The organism is Atopobium sp. (genome assembly GCF_034113385.1).
Lineage (GTDB): Bacteria > Actinomycetota > Coriobacteriia > Coriobacteriales > Atopobiaceae > Atopobium.
In genome coordinates, this window is sequence record NZ_JAXEXL010000025.1 from 1 (window position 1) to 18,139 (window position 18,139).

Consider the following 18,139-nt stretch of genomic DNA (forward strand, 5'->3'; position numbering starts at 1 on the left):
CACGCGGGGAATTAGCTCAGCTGGGAGAGCGCATGACTGGCAGTCATGAGGTCAGGGGTTCGATCCCCCTATTCTCCACCAAGTATATGAGGGCGGCGGCATATGCCGTCGCTTTTTTATTAAGGGCTCATGGCGCAACGGGTAGAGCAGGGGACACATAATACCGGGGTTGCAGGTTCGAATCCTGCTGGGCCCACCATATAATACAAAAGGTCGGAGACTTCTCTCCGACCTTTCTCTTATCTACCTTTTGGCCTATGACCAACACTTTTGGGGCTTAGAACAATTTTTATGCACGTTGTTCTGTAATCTTTTGTGCAAGCATCTGAGCAACTTCTGCAAAAGCAACTTCACTTCGCTCGCCAGTAGCACGATGCTTAAGCTCAACAACGCCATTCACAACAGCTTTTTTACCACAAATGACCTGATATGGCATACCCATCAAATCTGCGTCTGCAAACTTAACACCAGGGCGTTCCTTACGGTCATCCAGCAAAACCTCAACACCCAGCTCAGAGAGCTCGGTAGCAATACGAGAAGCCACTGGCCATACAACCTCATCATGTACATCTAAAGGTATAACCTCAACCTCGTAAGGAGCAACACTTACGGGCCAACAAATACCATTAGCATCATGGTATTGCTCAATGACGGCCGCAAGTGCACGAGAAACACCAATACCATAGCAACCCATTACCAAGGGTTTCTCGCGACCATTAACGTCCATAAACGTAGCACCCATAGCTTCAGAGTACTTAGTACCCAGCTGGAATACCTGACCAACTTCGATGCCGCGCGCGCTCTTAAGTGCAGCGCCACAATGAGGACAAGCGTCACCGGCCTTGGCAGAGATGACATCAACCCACGTATTGATTGTAAAGTCACGACCCTGCTGGGCATGCAAGAGGTGATAATCAACCTCATTGGCACCAATGGTCCAATACTCAATATCCTTGAGCGTACAATCTGCATATACCTCAATATCTTGAGGCAGATTTACAGGGCCTATAAAACCACGAATCAAACCAACTTCTTTAAGCTCGTCCTCGGTCATAAGGTGATACTCACCAAAGTATTTCTCGGCCTTACAATCGTTGAGCTCATGACTGCCAGGAACAAAGCACACTACGTTGTTGCCCTCTTGATCGATGAGTGCAAGAGCCTTGACCGTTGCAGATGTAGGAACACCAAGTTGATCAGCTAAATCTTCAATGGTAGCTATCTGAGGAGTATGGATACGCTCACACGCTCCAGCACCAGAAGACTGCAAAGAAACCCCAGCGGTAGCTGCTTCTACGTCTGCTGCCCAACCACAGTCATCGCAGTACACAAGCTCCGCCTCGCCTGCCTCTGCTAATGCCATGAACTCAACAGAGGTGTCTCCGCCAATTTGACCAGAGTCTGCAACTACTTGCAAGGCACGCAAGCCAATACGTTCGCAAATCTTTGCATACGCATCCTTTTCTTGGTCATAGCACTCTTGCAAAGACGCTTGATTAGCAGAAAAGGAGTAGCCATCCTTCATAATGAACTCGCGACCACGCATAAGACCAAAACGAGGGCGACGCTCATCACGGAACTTATCTTGAATTTGATAGAGCGTTACTGGAAGTTGCTTATAGGAACGTAGCTCATTACGAACAAGGTCGGTAAAAGATTCCTCATGCGTTGGACCGAGCGCATAAATATGCTCATGACGATCATGCATGCGCATAAGCTCCGGACCATACGCATTCCAGCGACCCGACTGCTTCCACAAATCCTCATCAGTCAAAATGGGGACAAGCATTTCTTGCGCATCAATAGCATCCATCTCTTCTCGAATGATTTGCTCAATCTTAAGAAGAGAACGCCATGCTAATGGCAAATAGCTATACAGACCTGCGGCGCCTTTACGAATCATGCCTGCACGCAGCATAAGTCTATGACTTGCAAGCTCTGCGTTTGCAGGGTCTTCCTTAAGAGTAGGAGCATAGAGCTTACTCATCTTATGGAACGACTTCACGAGTAATCCTCTCTGTTTGCGGGCAATCCCCATGGTAACGAGTGCGTACGTACTTTTTTGTGCTTAGAGTCTACCAGCCAATATTGACGATAAGACAAGCTCTTAGATAATAAACGCTCTGATAAACGCTCCAAGGCTGTTAGCAAAAACGCTTTTGAATCTCCTCAAACAGCGCATCTATAATTTGATCCTCTGGTACTCGGCGCAACGTTTGTCCAGCAGCAAATATCAAACCGTGGCCATGCCCACAGGCAACGCCAATATCTGCATTACGTGCCTCACCAGGCCCGTTAACAGCACATCCCATAACAGCAACAGAAATAGGCACAGAAATGGTTTGTAAACGACGCTCTACCTCTTCTGCAATGGGAATCAAGTCAACCTTTGTGCGTCCACAAGTTGGGCAGCTTACCAGCTCAGGATTACGACGACGCATACCCAAAGCGGCCAAAATCTCCCAACCAACTTTAATCTCTTCCACAGGATCTGCAGTAAGAGAAACGCGCATGGTGTCACCAATTCCCTGCTCAAGCAAGCTCCCGAGCCCAATTGCACTTTTGATAGTACCTTGAAACAGAGTACCGGCTTCTGTCACACCAAGATGAAGCGGAATATGCGGCAAAGCACGTGACAGCTCACGATAGGTCTCCAGCGTAGTAGTCACGTCATGTGCTTTTGCAGAGAGCACAATATCGGTAAAGCCGAGTTTCTCGAAATGAGCAACGAAGGACTCAGATGAGGCAACCAGTTTTTGGGATTGCGTCATATCTTGGCGTTCATCAACCTCTTTTGCTAATGAGCCCGCGTTAACACCTATACGAATGGGAATATGAGCCTGCGCTGCAGCCTCAATAACCTCATCAACTTTAGAAAATGAGCCAATATTGCCAGGGTTAATACGCAGTGCCGCAGCACCACGTCGAGCAGCTTCGATAGCAAGTCTATGATCAAAATGGATATCTGCTACAACAGGCAACGGAGCCGTAGCACATACCTCCTCAAACCCATGAAGTGCTTCTTTGTTAGGAACTGCCACGCGAATGATTTCACAACCTGCTGCTGCTAAGCGAGCTATTTGAGTTAAGGTGGCCTGAGGGTCTGCCGTATTAGTGTTAGTCATTGACTGCACACTTACCGGCGCTCCACCGCCCACCGCTACCTTACCAACGTATACTCGGTGAGTTTGTGCGCGTGCACCGACAGAAGCATTAGTAATTACCATTACCAATTACACGACCTTACAAAAATCGAAGAATATCGTTTTTAAGCGATAGCAAGAATAAGCAGCCAAACAAAGCAATTCCTACAAAAGAAATATAGGCCTGTGTGCGCTCACTAATTGGTTTACGAATAATGCCCTGTATGATTTCAATCAATATTCTGCCGCCGTCCAGTGGTGGTATGGGCAGTAGATTCATAAAAGCAAGAGAGAGCGAAATCTGTGCAGCAAACAATAACAACTCACCCAAACCAGAAGAAGCTGCTTGGGAAGCCATAACAGAAATACCCACAACCGAAGAGGATTGCGAAACCACGTTCAGAGTCTGCGTAGGGATAATGAGCTTCACCGCAACTTGGGCAATCTGTGTTGTAAAGTTCCACGTAACCCCAACGGCCTCTGATACCGAAAGGTGTACATGTTTCATAGGAGCATGCACTCCCAATGCTTTTTCATTTTGTGCTGGTGTTATCTGCACTGACTGAGAAGAGCCCTCACGTTGGTAAGTCAATTCAAATGACTCGTGCTTATCAAACTTATCTTTAATTAATACCGCAAAACCCGCAAAGCTATCCACCTTTTGATTATCTACCGCCACTAAGGTATCTCCCGCTTGCAAACCACTGCGTTGTGCAAGAGAACCCTCTACAACCGTTCCAATCTTAGGAACATTAACTGGCATGTCTTGGCCTATAACACTGAGGGATAGCACCATGAGCAACGCACCTGTCACAAAACTTGCAACAGGACCTGCAAAAATCATACAGAAGCGCGCCCAAAACGTTTTACCAAGATATATGTTTGATTGTTCTTGATTAAGAAAATCCTCAGCAGATACCTGCAAGGGCTGCATTGTACCAGGCTGCATAAGCTGTGTGGTTTCATCAAATGAATCATCAAACTTGGTGTTAAGGGCGGCATCGCGCAAGGTCGTTTTATACGCATAAGGCATCGTGCGTGTATCGGGCTTCTCGCCCTCTTTACATGAATACTCAGGCTCGATGGATGCCCAATCAACTAAGGTTTCAAAGATGCTGTAGGCATCTTCTTCCGAGCAACCCAGCTGCTCTGCAGCGTCTTGCACACTGATGCTGCCGTGTGTTTGTACCAACTCAAGTGCGCTCGCGTAATTTGCCTGATTCAATGGTGTCATACCGCAAATTCTGGTATAGCCACCCAATAAAATTGGCGTTACTCCAAATTCTGTACCATGCTTCTTGCTGCGCCACGACCATTTATGCCGAGAAGGCATGCCAATAAAGAATTCGGTAACACGTGACTTACAAAGACGAGCAGCAAAATAGTGCCCTGCTTCATGAGCCGTTATTAAAATGGAGAGCACTAAGACTCCCCAAAAAATTGCTGAAAACGTAGAAACAAACTGTGGCATTAGCTTACCTCATAAATATAGTGTTGTGCTAAACTGCGCGCGCAACCATCCACTTCTGCGATCTGATCTAAAGAATCCAATTCTTGTGTTGCCGTATGCTCCATGACTTTCTCGACAATTCGAGCAATGTCTAAGAAAGAAATCTTTTGCTGCCTAAAAGCAAGATTTGCAACTTCATTTGCAGCGTTAAGAACACAGGGCATGGTTTTACCAATGCGTCCCGCCTCACGAGCAAGTTCCAGACAGCTAAAAGTTTTGTCGTCCGCGGGTGCAAAATCCAAGCTCCCCAGCTCAAAGAAATTAACTGGCTTTACTGGAGCCTCCCACCGTTCTGGATAGCTAAATGCCAGCTGAATTGGGCCACGCATATCAGAAGGACCAAGCTGTGCCATAACAGAACCATCGGTCGTCTCTACCATAGAATGAATGCAGCTTTGACGCTGTATAAGGACCTGGATGTCATCAATGGCTACCTCAAACAAATGATGCGCCTCAAGAACTTCCAAACCTTTGTTCATAAGGGTTGCCGAATCAATGGTAATCTTTGGCCCCATGCTCCAATTAGGATGTTTAAGAGCCTGAGCAGCAGTTACGTTACGTAAATCATCTACGGTCTTACCGTAAAATGGACCGCCAGAACAGGTTAACCAGATACGATTAACATACTGTGGATGCGTCCCCATCATACATTGAAAAATGGCAGAATGCTCGGAATCAACTGGAATAAGCTTGCCAGGTTTAACCAAAGGCATCAGAAGCTCACCTGCACACACCAGAGCTTCTTTGTTGGCAAGTGCCAACACCTTGTTGTTGAGAAGTGCTGTGTAGGACGGAAGAATACCCGCAGCTCCTACCACGCTTACCAAAACAAGGTCTACCTCATCAAGTGCTGCAAGATTAGCCACTGCTTGGTTGCCAAACCCGAGTTGTATATCTGAATCAAGTTGATTGACTGCTGCAGACATCCGCTGATGCTCGTCTGCAAGAGCAAGATGCTTTACGCCAAATTCATGGGCAAGCGCTATGAGTTTGGCTGCAGACGTATCTGCTGATAAAGCCACAACCTGCAGTTTATGAGCATGTTTACGGCATACATCTAATGCCTGTGTACCAACAGAACCGGTAGCGCCAAGAATTGCAACACGAAGTACTTCTGGGCGATTGGCTTCTGGCCACGTAGCTTCGAAGATACTCAAATAATTCCACCTAACGTCAAAATAAAAGTTGCAGCAATCAGGCCAAAGAGCAACGAATCAGAACGATCGAGCATACCCCCATGACCGGGCATGAGATTGCCTGAATCTTTTACGCCAACACCGCGTTTAATACGCGACTCAAGCAAATCACCAAAGACGCCCATAAGGCCTGTTGCTAAACCTGTACAGATTGCCATGAAAAGACTCATGGGAAGCAACGTCATAGACAAAAATACCCATACCAGAATAGAACCAAACATGCCGCCTATAAAACCTTCCCAAGATTTCTTGGGTGAGATACGCGGCGCCATTTTATGTTTGCCAAAACGCGAGCCAACAAAATAAGCAAACGTATCATTAAGCCAAATGGAAGACATGGCCAAAAACGTGCACACACCGCCCATTATACTTGGATCTACCGCACGTAATCTAATAACGGATGTGAAGAGAAGCCCTGTGTAAATTGGTCCAAAAATGGTAAGAGCAACATCGGAGATGTTTGACCGAGGCGTCTGTACAAACCAAATGCCTGTTGCAGCAGCAAACACATAAAACAAGATTGCCACCCAGTGATATGAAAAATGAGCCGCTAAAGGAAAGCCTATTGCTGCAGCAATACCGATAATCTCATTGGGATTGCGTCCAGCCATACGCATCATTTTAAAAAACTCAAAACAGCACAGACCTGCATATACGCAAATAAGTGCCGTAGTAGTCCAACGCCCAAGCAACAAAGCAACAAGGGTAAGAACAGCGTAGCCCGCACCATATACAACGCGGACTATCAGCTGCTGAGTTTTAGATTGTGTGGAACTCTGATTACGCTCCATAGAACTAGAGCTATCTACGGATTGTGAATCAGAATCACTTGAAGTCGTCATTTAGGACTTCACTCCCCCAAAGCGCCGGTCACGCAATTGAAAGCTTGCAATAGCACGCAGAAGCTCCCATCGATCAAAGTCAGGCCACAGCGTATCGGTTATGTAAAACTCGGTATACGCAAGCTGCCATAACAAGAAATTAGACAGACGAAGCTCACCAGAAGTACGAATAAGCAATTCTGGATCAGGTAGCCCTGTCGTATAGAGATTTTCTGACACTAGAGTTTCATCAATGTCGTCTAGAGCTAACGTTTTGGCAGCAGTCTCTTGAGCAATAAGGCGCACAGCACGCGTAAGTTCTGCACGAGCGCCATAATTAACAGCAAGTGCCAAAACCATACCAGTATTGTTTTTCGTCCGTTCAAGCCCCAATTCAAAGGTCTCACGCGTTTTTTTGGGAAGCGCTGCTACATCACCCAGAAATACAAGCTTGACGTTCTCTTCCTCAAATAAATGCAACTCTTTTACCAGAGTATGCGCAAAGAGCTGCATAAGAAGATCTACTTCATGCTGCGGACGCTGCCAATTCTCGGTAGAAAACGCATACGCAGACAACACATCAATACCAAGGCGCACGCAGCTGGTAATAATTTCTTTGAGAGAAACTACACCAGCTTTATGACCTTTACTTCTATCCAAACCTTGAGCTTGCGCCCAACGTCCATTTCCATCCATGATGATAGAAATGTGGCGTGGCATATGTTCAAGGTCAATATGTGCAAGCGAAATATCAGAAGGTGCTACAGCATAGTGCTCTTGAAGCTTTAAAAGATCAGGTACCACGCTAGATCTCCATGACCTCAGACTCTTTAGCCTTTAGCATTTCATCAATTTTAGCGATATAGGTATCCGTAAGCTTTTGGATTTGATTTTGCTCGCGCTTTACCTCATCCTCAGAAAACTCTTCGTCACGCTCAATCTTGTTGTTGTAGTCACGACGAACATTGCGAATAGCAATACGGGACTCTTCCGCCAGACCACGGCACTCCTTAGCAAGCTCGCGACGACGCTCTTCCGTAGGAGAAGGGAAAGGAAGCCTGATGCAAACACCATCATTACCAGGGGTAATGCCAAGATCAGAACTCTCGATTGCCTTCTCTACAGCATTGAGTGCTGATTTATCCCAGGGCTCTACTACCAACATGCTTGCTTCAGGTACCTTTACGGCAGCAAGCTGTGTAATGGGAGTTGGAACACCATAGTAATCAACCATAATAGGGTCAAGAATATGAGGATTAGCGCGACCGGTGCGTACCTTAGAAAAATTAGCAGTAAGAGCGCTGATGCACTTCTCCATATTAGATTTAGCCTTATCGGTATACTCGCTCATTATTCGCTCTCCTCTTCTACAACAGTGGTGCCGACATTCTTACCCCTTAGGGCGTCGTCAAATACACCGGTTTGATCGATATTAAATACAAGCATAGGCATATGATTATCGCTACACAATGCTGTTGCTGTTGCATCCATTACCCTCAGGTTACGTGTGAGCACGTTATGATATGAAATCTCATTAAAACGCTGCGCATCTGGATTGGTAACAGGATCCTTATCGTAAATGCCATCTACCTTGGTAGCCTTCATAAGCACCTCTGCATCAATCTCACAGGCGCGAAGAGCTGCAGCGGTGTCCGTTGTAAAGTATGGATTACCAGTACCTGCCGCAAAAATAACAATACGGCCCTTTTCAAGATGGCGAATAGCACGACGACGAATATAGCCTTCTGCTACTTCATGCATCTCAATAGCAGTCATGACACGGCACATCATACCATTGCGCTCAAAACAATCCTGTAAAGCTAAACTGTTCATAACAGTAGCAAGCATACCCATACTATCTGCCTGAGCACGATCCATACCAGATGCTGCGCCTGCAAGACCACGGAAAATATTGCCGCCACCAACAACAATAGCAACTTGGATGCCATGATCGTATGCTGGTTTAATCTCTTGAGCCAAACGGTCCAGTACTTCTGCCTGGATGCCATACTCGCCAGACCCCATAAGAGCCTCACCAGACAGCTTGAGTAATACACGCTTGTACTTGTAATCGGACAAAGCCTACGACCTCCTTGATTTGTGATAGTCGGCCGAAGTGGTGTCACAAAAGTGTTTACAACGACCCTATTAATTTTAACCAAAGCACTTGAGGTAAGAAACAACGCAGTTGGTAAGCGGATACTTTACATAGAAAAAGAGCCGACATCAAAGACGCCGGCTCTCTAATACATACCTGAGAAAACTTAGTCCTCATCACCAAAGGCAAAGCGCTCAAAAGCAGCTACCTTGATTTCATCGCCACAAGACTTGGAGACCTTCTCAGCAAGCTGAGAAACGGTTACGGAGCCATCCTTAATGAAGTCCTGCTCAGTAAGGACATTCTCCTTATAAAACTTTTCAAGCTTGCCCTCTGCCATGCGCTCCTGAATTGCTTCAGGCTTGCCAGACTCTGCAGCCTGTGCCATATAAATTGCTTTCTCACGAGCAACAACATCAGCATCTACATCCTCACGGCGTGCAGCGGCAGGATTAGCAGCAGCTACCTGCATTGCTACATCGTGAGCAAATGTCTTGAACTCATCATGTTGAGCAGTTGCATCATTGTTGAAAGTAAAGGTTACAATGTCACCCAACTTACCACCAAGGTGAATGTAGCTTGCAAGCGCACCAGACTCAACGCTAATGTACTTGAAGCGATTGACCTTCATGTTCTCACCGATAACATGAATCATCTCGGTAAGCTCAGCCTCAACAGTGGAACCATCAAGCTCAAGAGCCTTAAGAGCATCTACATCTGCAGGATTGTGCTCTGCAACAGCCTGAGCAAGCTTAGCTGCAAAACCAGTGAACTTGGGGTTGGTGCCTACAAAGTCAGTCTCGCAGGTAAGCTCGAGAAGTGCACCAGTTTTTCCATCTTCAGAAATATAAGCAGCAATGGTGCCTTCGTTTGTGTCACGACCAGCGCGCTTAACAGCCTTAGCAACACCCATCTTACGAAGAACGTCTACTGCCTTCTCAAGATCGCCATCAGCCTCTACAAGCGCTTTCTTGCACTCCATCATAGGAGAGTCGGTCATCTCACGAAGCTGCTTTACGAGAGCTGCAGTAATAGTAGCCATGTAAATCCCCTCCTTTGGGGTAAAGAATAATTAAACAAGTGCCAGCTTAGAGAAGTAAAAACTACTCAGCAACAGGTGCCGCCTCAGCCATCTCTGCCTCAGAAATCTGCTCTTTGCCAGAACCAGCAAGAACAGCATCTGCCATGAGTTCGCACATAAGAGATACGGAGCGGATAGCATCATCATTAGCAGGAATACCATAATCAATCACATCAGGATCAGAATTGGTATCCAAAAGGCCAACAACAGGAATGTGAAGACGATTTGCCTCGCGAACAGCCAGCTCTTCGCGCTTGGTGTCTACTACAAAAATGGCCTGAGGTACAGCCTTCATATCACGAACGCCACCGAGGTTGCGCTGAAGCTTATCGAGCTCTTTACCAAGAACAGCCTGCTCCTTCTTAGGAAGGGTAGCCATACGACCATCCTCTACCATAGCCTCAAGCTCTTCCATGCGATCGATACGAGAGCGCATGGTCACAAAGTTGGTAAGCATGCCGCCGAGCCAACGCTGGTTAATGTAAGGCATGTTGCAGCGAGCAGCCTGTGTAGCGATAGGCTCTTGAGCCTGCTTCTTGGTACCAACAAACAATACGTTGCCACCCTTAGCAGCAATGCCCTTGAGGAAGGTATATGCCTTATCGGCATCAACAATAGTCTGCTTAAGGTCAAGAATATAAATGTCATTGCGCTCACCAAAGATGAATGGCTTCATCTTAGGGTTCCAACGACGAGTCTGATGACCGTAGTGGCAACCAGCCTCAAGCAGTGTCTTAATGCTAATCTTTGCAGCCATAGTAAAACCTCCAGTTTGGTTTGCCTCCGTGTGGTATCAACCCTATTTAACCACCCAAAACCTGGCTTAGTCTTGGGCACCATGGCAACTAGGTAGCCACACGTGTGTAATAGATAGTTGTGCCTTTTACACAACCTGATGAAGTATAGCAGCTAATGACCTATTTAGAAAGCACGACTTTTGTGCACATAAACCCACCGTATCATGGGTAATTCACATAAGCTTATCCGCGTGGATGCGCCTGTTTTGTAGCTTCTTTTAATCGAGATACCGATATATGCGTATAAATCTGTGTTGTAGACAGGCTTTCGTGCCCAAGAAGCTCTTGAACGCTCCGTAGGTCTGCTCCTCCATCCAACATAACCGTTGCAAAGGTATGCCTCATAGCATGTGGGGTAAGTGTTGGGTCTAACCCTGCTTGTGCAATGCGTTTCTCAAAAACCTTTCGTAATGCCGCAGCAGACATTGCATTGCCTCGTATAGAGATAAACAATGTATGAGAAACAGGCAAAGTGGCTGAGGCTTTAGCCACAAGTTGTGGGCGCGCTGTTTCTACATACGTTTTTACAGCGATAAGTGCGTGGCTGTACAGCGGTACTATTCGCTGCTTAGAACCTTTTCCAAAAAGCGTCAGCTGACGTTGCGTAAAATCAACATCAGCAACAGAAAGATTTGCTATTTCAGAAATGCGCGCACCACTCGCATACAACAGCTCAAGAAATGCTGCATCACGAACAGATTCTACATCCGTGCCTTCGCAGGTTTTAAAAAGACGAACTACCTCTGCATGTGACATAACATGGGGCAACGTCTTAGGAATCTTAGGGCTTGCCATAGCACTCATAGCATTTGTTTGTATGGCACCTTCACGCACAAGCCACTTATACAAAGAGCGAAGTGCCGAAAGATGACGGTTAATAGTTCTTTCAGAATATCCAGCACGCGTTAAATCAAGCAGATAGCTGCGCAATTCTCTGTGGCTTATCGTAAGCGGATTTACTGCTTCACGCTCTGTCCAATCTGCAAAAGCTTGCAAATCTGTGGTATATCCACGTAAGGTATTACTCGATAGATTTCTTATTGCACCGTCATAGGCAATAAAGTCTTTGATGTATGTTCTAAATTGTTCTTGAGAAGCACCGCGAGCTTGAGTATCCATATCAGACATACCAATTAGTCCTCAAGCTTGGGAAGTATGTTCTTACCAATGCCCTCAAAAAACAAATCAGACCGAGAAGAGATATAGGCATGCAAGTCATTTGTGGCACGTGCAGCGTAAGCAACATATCGCTCTTTTTTACTACGAATATGCTGGTCAAGTGGCCTAATAATACCAAAGTTAACATGCATGGGCTGATAGTCTTCCGTTTGGGGATTGGTTGCATAAGCCACAAGTGAGCCAAACGCACCAGTATCAGGGAGCTGAACTCGACTTGTTTCCGACAGGTCAGCAACGGTATTAAGCGCTGCAAGCATGCCAGAAGCAATCGCTTCAACATAGCCTTCAGTTCCTGTGATTTGGCCGGCAAAACGCGTTTGAGTGCCAGGCAATGCAAAGCTTGCATCAAGCACATGGGGGCTATCTAAGAATGAATTACGATGCATCACACCATAACGAAAGAACTCTGCATGCTCCAAGCCTGGAATCATGCAAAAGACACGCTTTTGTTCTCCCCACGTAAGATTGGTTTGGAAACCCACAAGATTATACGAAGTACCTTCCTTGTTCTCTGGACGTAGCTGAACTGCCGCCCAAGGACGCTTGCCCGTTCGAGGATCAGTTAGGCCCACAGGCTTCATGGTGCCAAAACGCAATGAATCTCTCCCTGTACGAGCAATTTCTTCTACTGGCTGGCAAGCATTAAATAAATCAGACTGATCAAAGTCCTTGGAAATAGCACGTTTTGCTTTAAGCAATTCATCGATAAAAGCATCGTACTCTTGCTTATTTAGTGGACAGTTGAGGTAATCACCTGTACCAGATGTCCCATATCGCGACTGTTCAAAAATAATTTCTCTATTAAGGGAGTTAGTATCAACAATAGGTGCAGCGGCATCATAAAATGAACTGCCCCCGCTTCCTACGCGTGCCGTAATAGCAGCAAAAAGTTCTTCTGAACATAAGGGCCCGGCAGCAATCACACAAGGTCCTTCAGGAATAGAGCGGACCTCTTCACGAAAGACGCGAATGTTTGGGTTGGATTCAATTGCCTGGGTTACAAGATTAGAAAACACATCTCGGTCAACTGCAAGCGCTGCACCCGCTGGAACCGATGCCTGAACAGCAAAGCGCATAAGCTCTGAACCCATATACAAAAGCTCATGTTTGAGCAAACCCGCTGCACTTGCTTCACGCATGGATTTAAGTGAATTAGAGCAGACAAGCTCCGCGAGTTTATCGCTATGATGGGCTGGAGAAGAAGTTTGGGGACGCTGCTCATAAAGGTGCACTGATATACCACGCCGAGCCAGCTGCAAAGCACACTCGCTGCCTGCTAATCCTCCGCCAACAACGGTAACAACCTGGGTATTTGACATTACATTCACTCACAAAACCTATCTATGCGTCAAAACAGTACGTAGATAAGTATGACTGTTCTGAAGCCGAATAACGACCATCAGGAAGTCTTTTTACAAGACGTTTTGCCTCATACTCCGAAAGAGTGCGAATTATCGTCAGAATGTTCTTATCCAGACGCAATGCCAGCTCATCGGGGCGCATAGGATTAGCCACAAGCGCTTCAAGAATCCTTCCCCGCACAGGAGAATCTCCAGACGATATAAGTCTGCTCTTTCCAAAATCAATCGAAATAAGTGTCTCCAGTGAAACCTCATCAGAAATTATAGCCGAATTAAGCTCAATAAGACGATTGGTCCCACGTGACTGCGGCGAGAAGATTGAACCAGGAGCTGCATATACATTCTTTGATAACTCGTGCGCCGTTTGTGCAGTGCTAAAAGTGCCCGAAGGCATACCTGCTTCTGTAACAATCAAACTAGTACATAACCCTGCAATAATCTGATTGCGCTTGGGAAATGCATAGCGTCTAGGAGCTTGATGCCAAGGCTCACAGGAAACTATAACTCCTCTGCCAGATTGCGCTGCAGAAAATATATCCTCAGAACTGCGTGGATATACCACATCTGCTCCGCAACCAGATACGATTATGATCTCCCCGCCAGCATCAAGAGCTGCCTTGCCTGCAGCATAATCTACACCCATGGCTCCACCAGACACAACCACAATACCGCTTTGAGCGGCAATACGGCCTGCCATTTGAGCTACCGCTATGCCGTATGGCGTTGCATGGCGCGCGCCAATAATGGCAAGTGAAGGTTTATACAGTATGTCCAAACAGCCAAGCGTATACATACGTTTGTACGACGCGTCTAAAAACTGTAAACACTGAGGCCATCGTTGGTCTTCTCTACCAAATTCTGCAGAACTTACGTGCTTAGTCATGTGGCATCACGCATCCTGTATGCCACTGCCTCGATGACGTCATCACCGTTAACACAAGCTCGTTGATCTATGTCTGCAATAGTACGTGCTAAAGAAATAGTACGAGCAATGGCACGTCCTCCTAAGCTATACGAATCAGAAAATGCCTCCAGCGCATGACGTGCTTCTGCCGAGAAGGACTTAAAATCATCTAATTGTGCATCTGTTTTACAAGCAACTTTCTGTTTTACAGTTGTTGTCAGACGATCTTGTCTAAAAGCAATTCCATCTAAAACAAGCTCTCTCATCTCTTTTGTAGATAAACCAGACTGTTGCCCTAAAACCTGAGCAGCCGATGGACGGGGAACATCTACATGCAAATCAATTCGATCCATGAGAGGACCTCCTAGTTTGCCTAAGTACTTATCGACAGCTGGCTTGGAACAACGACACACATGACCAGGGTCACCAAAGTAGCCGCAAGGACAGGGGTTAGCAGCAGCTATCAGTAAAAAGTCACATGGGAATTCATATACGCCATCAGCACGGACTAGTCGTACCACTTTATGTTCTATAGGCTGGCGCAACACCTGGAGCGTATTGGAAGCAAACTCTGGAATCTCATCCAAAAAGAGTACGCCTTTGTGGGCTAAAGAGATCTCACCAGGCATAACCGGCCTTCCACCACCAATCATCCCCGCAATGGAAATGGAATGATGTGGTGCTCTAAATGTAGGAATACCTTGCGCTACCCGCTGTGCCGATAATCCCGCAACAGAATGAATGAGCACAGATTCTTGTATTTGCTCCATGGTTAGCGGTGGCAAAATACTTGGAAGGCAACGAGCAAGCATGGTCTTTCCCACGCCAGGTGGTCCAACCATAAGGAGTCCGTGTTTGCCTACTGCAGAAATTATAAGTGCACGTTTTACTAGTTCCTGTCCATATATTTGGCTATAATCCCCTACCTCATCCAGATAAGAAGTGCTCAAGCTACCAGCAGACATATGCAGATTTACTAGGTCCTTAACACCAGTACAGACGCGTAAATCTGCCAAGGAGCGAATATTCCATCCACGAGAACTTGTTTGCAAAGCACCACACAAATTCAAACCATGCGTTTGACAATAACGCTCATACGCAGCCTCTCCCCTCACTGGACAAACGGCGCCATCCAGTGAAAGCTCCCCCATAACAAGATATTCATCAAAAACAGAAGCACAAATTTGCTGAGTTGCACAAAGAATTGCAACAGCTATAGGTAAATCCAGCCCACTTCCTGTTTTTCTTATTTCACTAGGAGATAGATTAACCGTCACATGAAGACGTGGAACCGTAAAGCCAGCTGCACGCAGGGCACATCGTATGCGTGAACGGGCTTCCAACACCGCAGCATCGGGCATGCCAACAATGGTTAGGCCGGGAATACCACCAGATACGCCAACTTCAACCTCTATAGGAATTGCTTGAATACCTCGTAAAATTGCCGCATGAATTGCCGTTGCCATTACTGCTCATCCACTTCAAATGCACCAATCATGTGGTGAATGCGCGCAAGGTCTTCACTCATAATCTGAACGGAAATGACATCAAAACGTACGGGTCCAGCACAGTCAAAACAGGTTTCAAACGCCTTTGCTGCTTTTGCATAGCGTCGCTGTTTGCGCTCATCAACGGCATACTCAGGGTAATTATCTGCGTCTTCTTTATGCAAGCAGACACGAGTCTTTACTTCAATAAGGACGGTCTCATTTAGATTATTCGTATTACAGGTATCGTTTTGATTGCTATCCGCAATAATGTCAATTTCCACTCCTGCAATTTTAAAATTTGTGGCACGGATTGCATATCCTCGCTTAGCAAGGTATTGCCTAGCAATATTCTCGCCCTCGCATCCAATTTCTGCAGATGAGTATTGTGCAATGGGCTTGCTATACATCCGACCGCCCGTTTTTGCTTGTTTATCTGACGCATTATGTTGCATGCTACCTCCCTTAGATACAGAACTATGGGCAAAGCATGACAAAGACGTCTTACACAAACCAAACACGCAAAAACAAAAATCTAACTCTTGTGGCCTTAGCCTCTAACTTGTTCGTTTGTAAAACCGCCCACAGGATAAGTCACGGTACAACAGCAAACAAGCCCAGGTCGTTAAAACAGCGGTGGTGTCTCTAAAAAGTTGCTACAAAATGAGCTGCGATGGATAGGACAAAGACCTTTTTCTTTAATAGCAGCAATATGCTCTGCAGAGGCATATCCCTTAGACTCCGCAAAATGATAGCCAGGGTATTCTGCGTCATAGGCAACCATTAATGCATCTCGTGTTACTTTTGCAACAATAGAGGCAGCAGCAATGCAAGCAATCGTAGCGTCACCTTTAACTACACAACGCTCTTTAGGATGAACGTGTACGGGATTGCCATCAATCAAAACGGCATCTGGCTCTACACCAGCATCTGTAATTGCATGAGCCATAGCCATGCGAAGTGCAGAAGCCATACCCACAGCATCAATAGAAGCAGGTTCTATATGCGCAATACCAACTGCTTGCGCATGTTGGGCTATTTGTGCCGCAAGAGCTTCTCTGCGAGCAGGCGTAAGTTGCTTGGAATCATTAATACCCCAAATGATTGGCTCTTTGGGCAGCGCCACAGCACATACCGTAAGCGGCCCTGCCACTGCTCCACGGCCTACCTCATCTATGCCCAACACAATGCCCTCTGTGCCAAGTTCTTGCATCTTTTGATACATGCCTCGCACGCGTTCACGCTCAGAAACTTCCTTCTCATGGCGACGCGATGCAAGAGCAACAGCGCGCTTAACCTGTGCACGAGGGTCTTCGCTGTAACGTTGAACTAACGCTGGAATCTCATCAAAGGAAGCATCCGATAAAAGCGCACAAATCTCGCGCGCGGTACCTGGACGTATTTGACCGTATTCAGCCATAAGAACTCCCCTTACTGACCTGTACACCTCGTACAGGATACCTCATTGCACAGGCAATAAAAAAGCCGTCCCCAAAGGAACGGCTTCATAGATAACGTACTATGCGACCTAGCGCTTCTCGCGAATACGAGCAGCCTTACCAACACGATCACGCAGGTAGTAAAGCTTGGCACGACGAACGTCACCATGGCGCACAACCTCAAGCTTAGCAATCTTAGGGCTATGTACAGGGAACGTACGCTCTACGCCAACACCAAAGCTGAGCTTACGAACGGTAAAGGTCTCACGAGCACCAGCGCCAGAAAGACGAATAATATCGCCCTGGAATACCTGTACACGCTCACGATCGCCTTCCTTAATGCGATAGTGAACCTTTACGTTGTCACCAACCTGCAGCGTAGGAATATCCTCACGAATCTGCTGGCGCTCAATAGCACGAATGTAATCCATTAGAATCCTCATCTCTAGAGGTGCCGGCGCATCTGCGGACGACACATAGCTTTACACACAGGTGTTTAGTATATCTAAGCAACCTCGCGGTGCAAGCGATAATTGCATTTTAGCAGTTATATGCAAAAACCCACCACAACACCTAACGCCTCCTTGGGTGAAGCATATCCGTATGGATAGCCTGTGGGAAGCACGTTATAAAAATAGCGATGTTCCAAACCCTCATACACAAAGAAAAAGGCAGAACGATACCACCAGGCAGATTTCTCACCTTGGAAGTTTTTTGTCAGGGTTCCTGATGAGTCAGAATGAGGGGTGATTCCCTCAGTTACATACCGCTCATACTGCATGCCTTCTGCATTGACCACATCATCAAGATAGGCAAACTGATTGCCATACTCATGAGCAAACCAATCAATCTTGCCGCATACTTCGGTTGCCGATAAAAGCCACAGCTTGTCATCAGTTGTGCTTACTGCAGATGCATCACGAGCATTACCTGCATTGTTAGTTGCTTTTTTAACAGGCACAAGTACAGATTGAAGCTCGTAAGGAAGCTGAGACAGCTCAGTAGAAGCAAGCCAGCTGCGCATCTGCGATGCTTCCCAACCGCCAGCATTATCGCCATTGCTATTCATGCTCTGCTGACCAAGTGCTTGTTTAGTTACAAAAGTTAAGCCTGCTTTGCCCGA

The 18,139-nt window shown here is 46.5% G+C and carries 18 protein-coding genes and 1 tRNA gene; 1 reads left to right on the forward strand and 18 read right to left on the reverse strand.

Annotated features, from left to right (window positions below; translation table 11 throughout):
• The first annotated feature begins 5 nt into the window (after positions 1 to 5).
• Positions 6 to 81 (forward strand) — tRNA-Ala (locus SPD80_RS06960).
• A 208-nt stretch (positions 82 to 289) separates the two neighbouring features.
• On the opposite strand, the gene SPD80_RS06965 is transcribed toward SPD80_RS06960, so the two are convergent.
• From SPD80_RS06965 to SPD80_RS07050, 18 genes are all read right to left on the reverse strand, one after another.
• On the reverse strand, positions 290 to 2,005 hold the full coding sequence (locus SPD80_RS06965; protein ID WP_320829098.1) for a proline--tRNA ligase: 1,716 nt from the start codon (positions 2,003 to 2,005) through the stop codon (positions 290 to 292).
• A gap of 139 nt (positions 2,006 to 2,144) precedes the next feature.
• Positions 2,145 to 3,227, reverse strand: coding sequence for a flavodoxin-dependent (E)-4-hydroxy-3-methylbut-2-enyl-diphosphate synthase (gene ispG, locus SPD80_RS06970; RefSeq protein ID WP_320606139.1), 1,083 nt, complete (start codon positions 3,225 to 3,227; stop codon positions 2,145 to 2,147).
• Between the two features lie 16 nt (positions 3,228 to 3,243).
• Complete coding sequence (locus SPD80_RS06975) at positions 3,244 to 4,614, reverse strand: M50 family metallopeptidase (protein ID WP_320829100.1); 1,371 nt, start codon at positions 4,612 to 4,614, stop codon at positions 3,244 to 3,246.
• Positions 4,614 to 5,810, reverse strand: a complete 1,197-nt coding sequence (gene dxr / locus SPD80_RS06980; protein ID WP_320829101.1) for a 1-deoxy-D-xylulose-5-phosphate reductoisomerase — start codon at positions 5,808 to 5,810, stop codon at positions 4,614 to 4,616. Before dxr ends, SPD80_RS06975 begins: the two co-directional genes overlap by 1 nt.
• Positions 5,807 to 6,691 carry a phosphatidate cytidylyltransferase gene (locus SPD80_RS06985; RefSeq protein WP_320829103.1) on the reverse strand — a complete coding sequence of 295 codons (885 nt, stop codon included), beginning with the start codon at positions 6,689 to 6,691 and terminating at the stop codon, positions 5,807 to 5,809. The genes dxr and SPD80_RS06985 overlap by 4 nt, the downstream gene beginning before the upstream one ends.
• A complete protein-coding gene (locus tag SPD80_RS06990; RefSeq protein ID WP_320829104.1) occupies positions 6,692 to 7,474 on the reverse strand; it encodes an isoprenyl transferase in 783 nt (260 codons plus the stop codon).
• Position 7,475: 1 nt separating this feature from the next.
• Positions 7,476 to 8,021, reverse strand: coding sequence for a ribosome recycling factor (gene frr / locus SPD80_RS06995; protein ID WP_320606127.1), 546 nt, complete (start codon positions 8,019 to 8,021; stop codon positions 7,476 to 7,478).
• Positions 8,021 to 8,749 carry a UMP kinase gene (gene pyrH, locus SPD80_RS07000; protein WP_320829106.1) on the reverse strand — a complete coding sequence of 243 codons (729 nt, stop codon included), beginning with the start codon at positions 8,747 to 8,749 and terminating at the stop codon, positions 8,021 to 8,023. The genes frr and pyrH overlap by 1 nt, the downstream gene beginning before the upstream one ends.
• A 185-nt stretch (positions 8,750 to 8,934) precedes the next feature.
• On the reverse strand, positions 8,935 to 9,810 hold the full coding sequence (tsf, locus tag SPD80_RS07005; protein ID WP_320829108.1) for a translation elongation factor Ts: 876 nt from the start codon (positions 9,808 to 9,810) through the stop codon (positions 8,935 to 8,937).
• A 61-nt stretch (positions 9,811 to 9,871) separates the two neighbouring features.
• Positions 9,872 to 10,606, reverse strand: a complete 735-nt coding sequence (gene rpsB / locus SPD80_RS07010) for a 30S ribosomal protein S2 (protein ID WP_320829109.1) — start codon at positions 10,604 to 10,606, stop codon at positions 9,872 to 9,874.
• Positions 10,607 to 10,829: 223 nt separating this feature from the next.
• Positions 10,830 to 11,774 carry a site-specific tyrosine recombinase/integron integrase gene (gene xerA, locus SPD80_RS07015; protein WP_320829110.1) on the reverse strand — a complete coding sequence of 315 codons (945 nt, stop codon included), beginning with the start codon at positions 11,772 to 11,774 and terminating at the stop codon, positions 10,830 to 10,832.
• Positions 11,775 to 11,779: 5 nt separating this feature from the next.
• Entirely contained in the window at positions 11,780 to 13,144 is a 1,365-nt protein-coding gene (gene trmFO / locus SPD80_RS07020; protein ID WP_320829111.1) for a methylenetetrahydrofolate--tRNA-(uracil(54)-C(5))-methyltransferase (FADH(2)-oxidizing) TrmFO, read from the reverse strand.
• 22 nt (positions 13,145 to 13,166) lie between these two features.
• A complete protein-coding gene (locus SPD80_RS07025) occupies positions 13,167 to 14,069 on the reverse strand; it encodes a DNA-processing protein DprA (RefSeq protein WP_320829113.1) in 903 nt (300 codons plus the stop codon).
• The gene (locus SPD80_RS07030; RefSeq protein WP_320829114.1) at positions 14,066 to 15,556 is read right to left on the reverse strand and encodes a YifB family Mg chelatase-like AAA ATPase; all 1,491 of its coding nucleotides are present in this window, start codon (positions 15,554 to 15,556) and stop codon (positions 14,066 to 14,068) included. The genes SPD80_RS07025 and SPD80_RS07030 overlap by 4 nt, the downstream gene beginning before the upstream one ends.
• Positions 15,556 to 16,032, reverse strand: a complete 477-nt coding sequence (locus SPD80_RS07035) for a YraN family protein (RefSeq protein ID WP_320829115.1) — start codon at positions 16,030 to 16,032, stop codon at positions 15,556 to 15,558. The genes SPD80_RS07030 and SPD80_RS07035 overlap by 1 nt, the downstream gene beginning before the upstream one ends.
• Before the next feature lie 170 nt (positions 16,033 to 16,202).
• Positions 16,203 to 16,997 (reverse strand): ribonuclease HII, encoded by a 795-nt coding sequence (locus SPD80_RS07040; protein ID WP_320829116.1) that lies wholly within the window; start codon positions 16,995 to 16,997, stop codon positions 16,203 to 16,205.
• Positions 16,998 to 17,105: 108 nt separating this feature from the next.
• Positions 17,106 to 17,447, reverse strand: a complete 342-nt coding sequence (gene rplS / locus SPD80_RS07045; protein ID WP_320606137.1) for a 50S ribosomal protein L19 — start codon at positions 17,445 to 17,447, stop codon at positions 17,106 to 17,108.
• Positions 17,448 to 17,563: 116 nt separating this feature from the next.
• A partial coding sequence (locus tag SPD80_RS07050; RefSeq protein WP_320829117.1) for a DUF6273 domain-containing protein occupies positions 17,564 to 18,139 on the reverse strand: 576 nt, incomplete at its 5' end.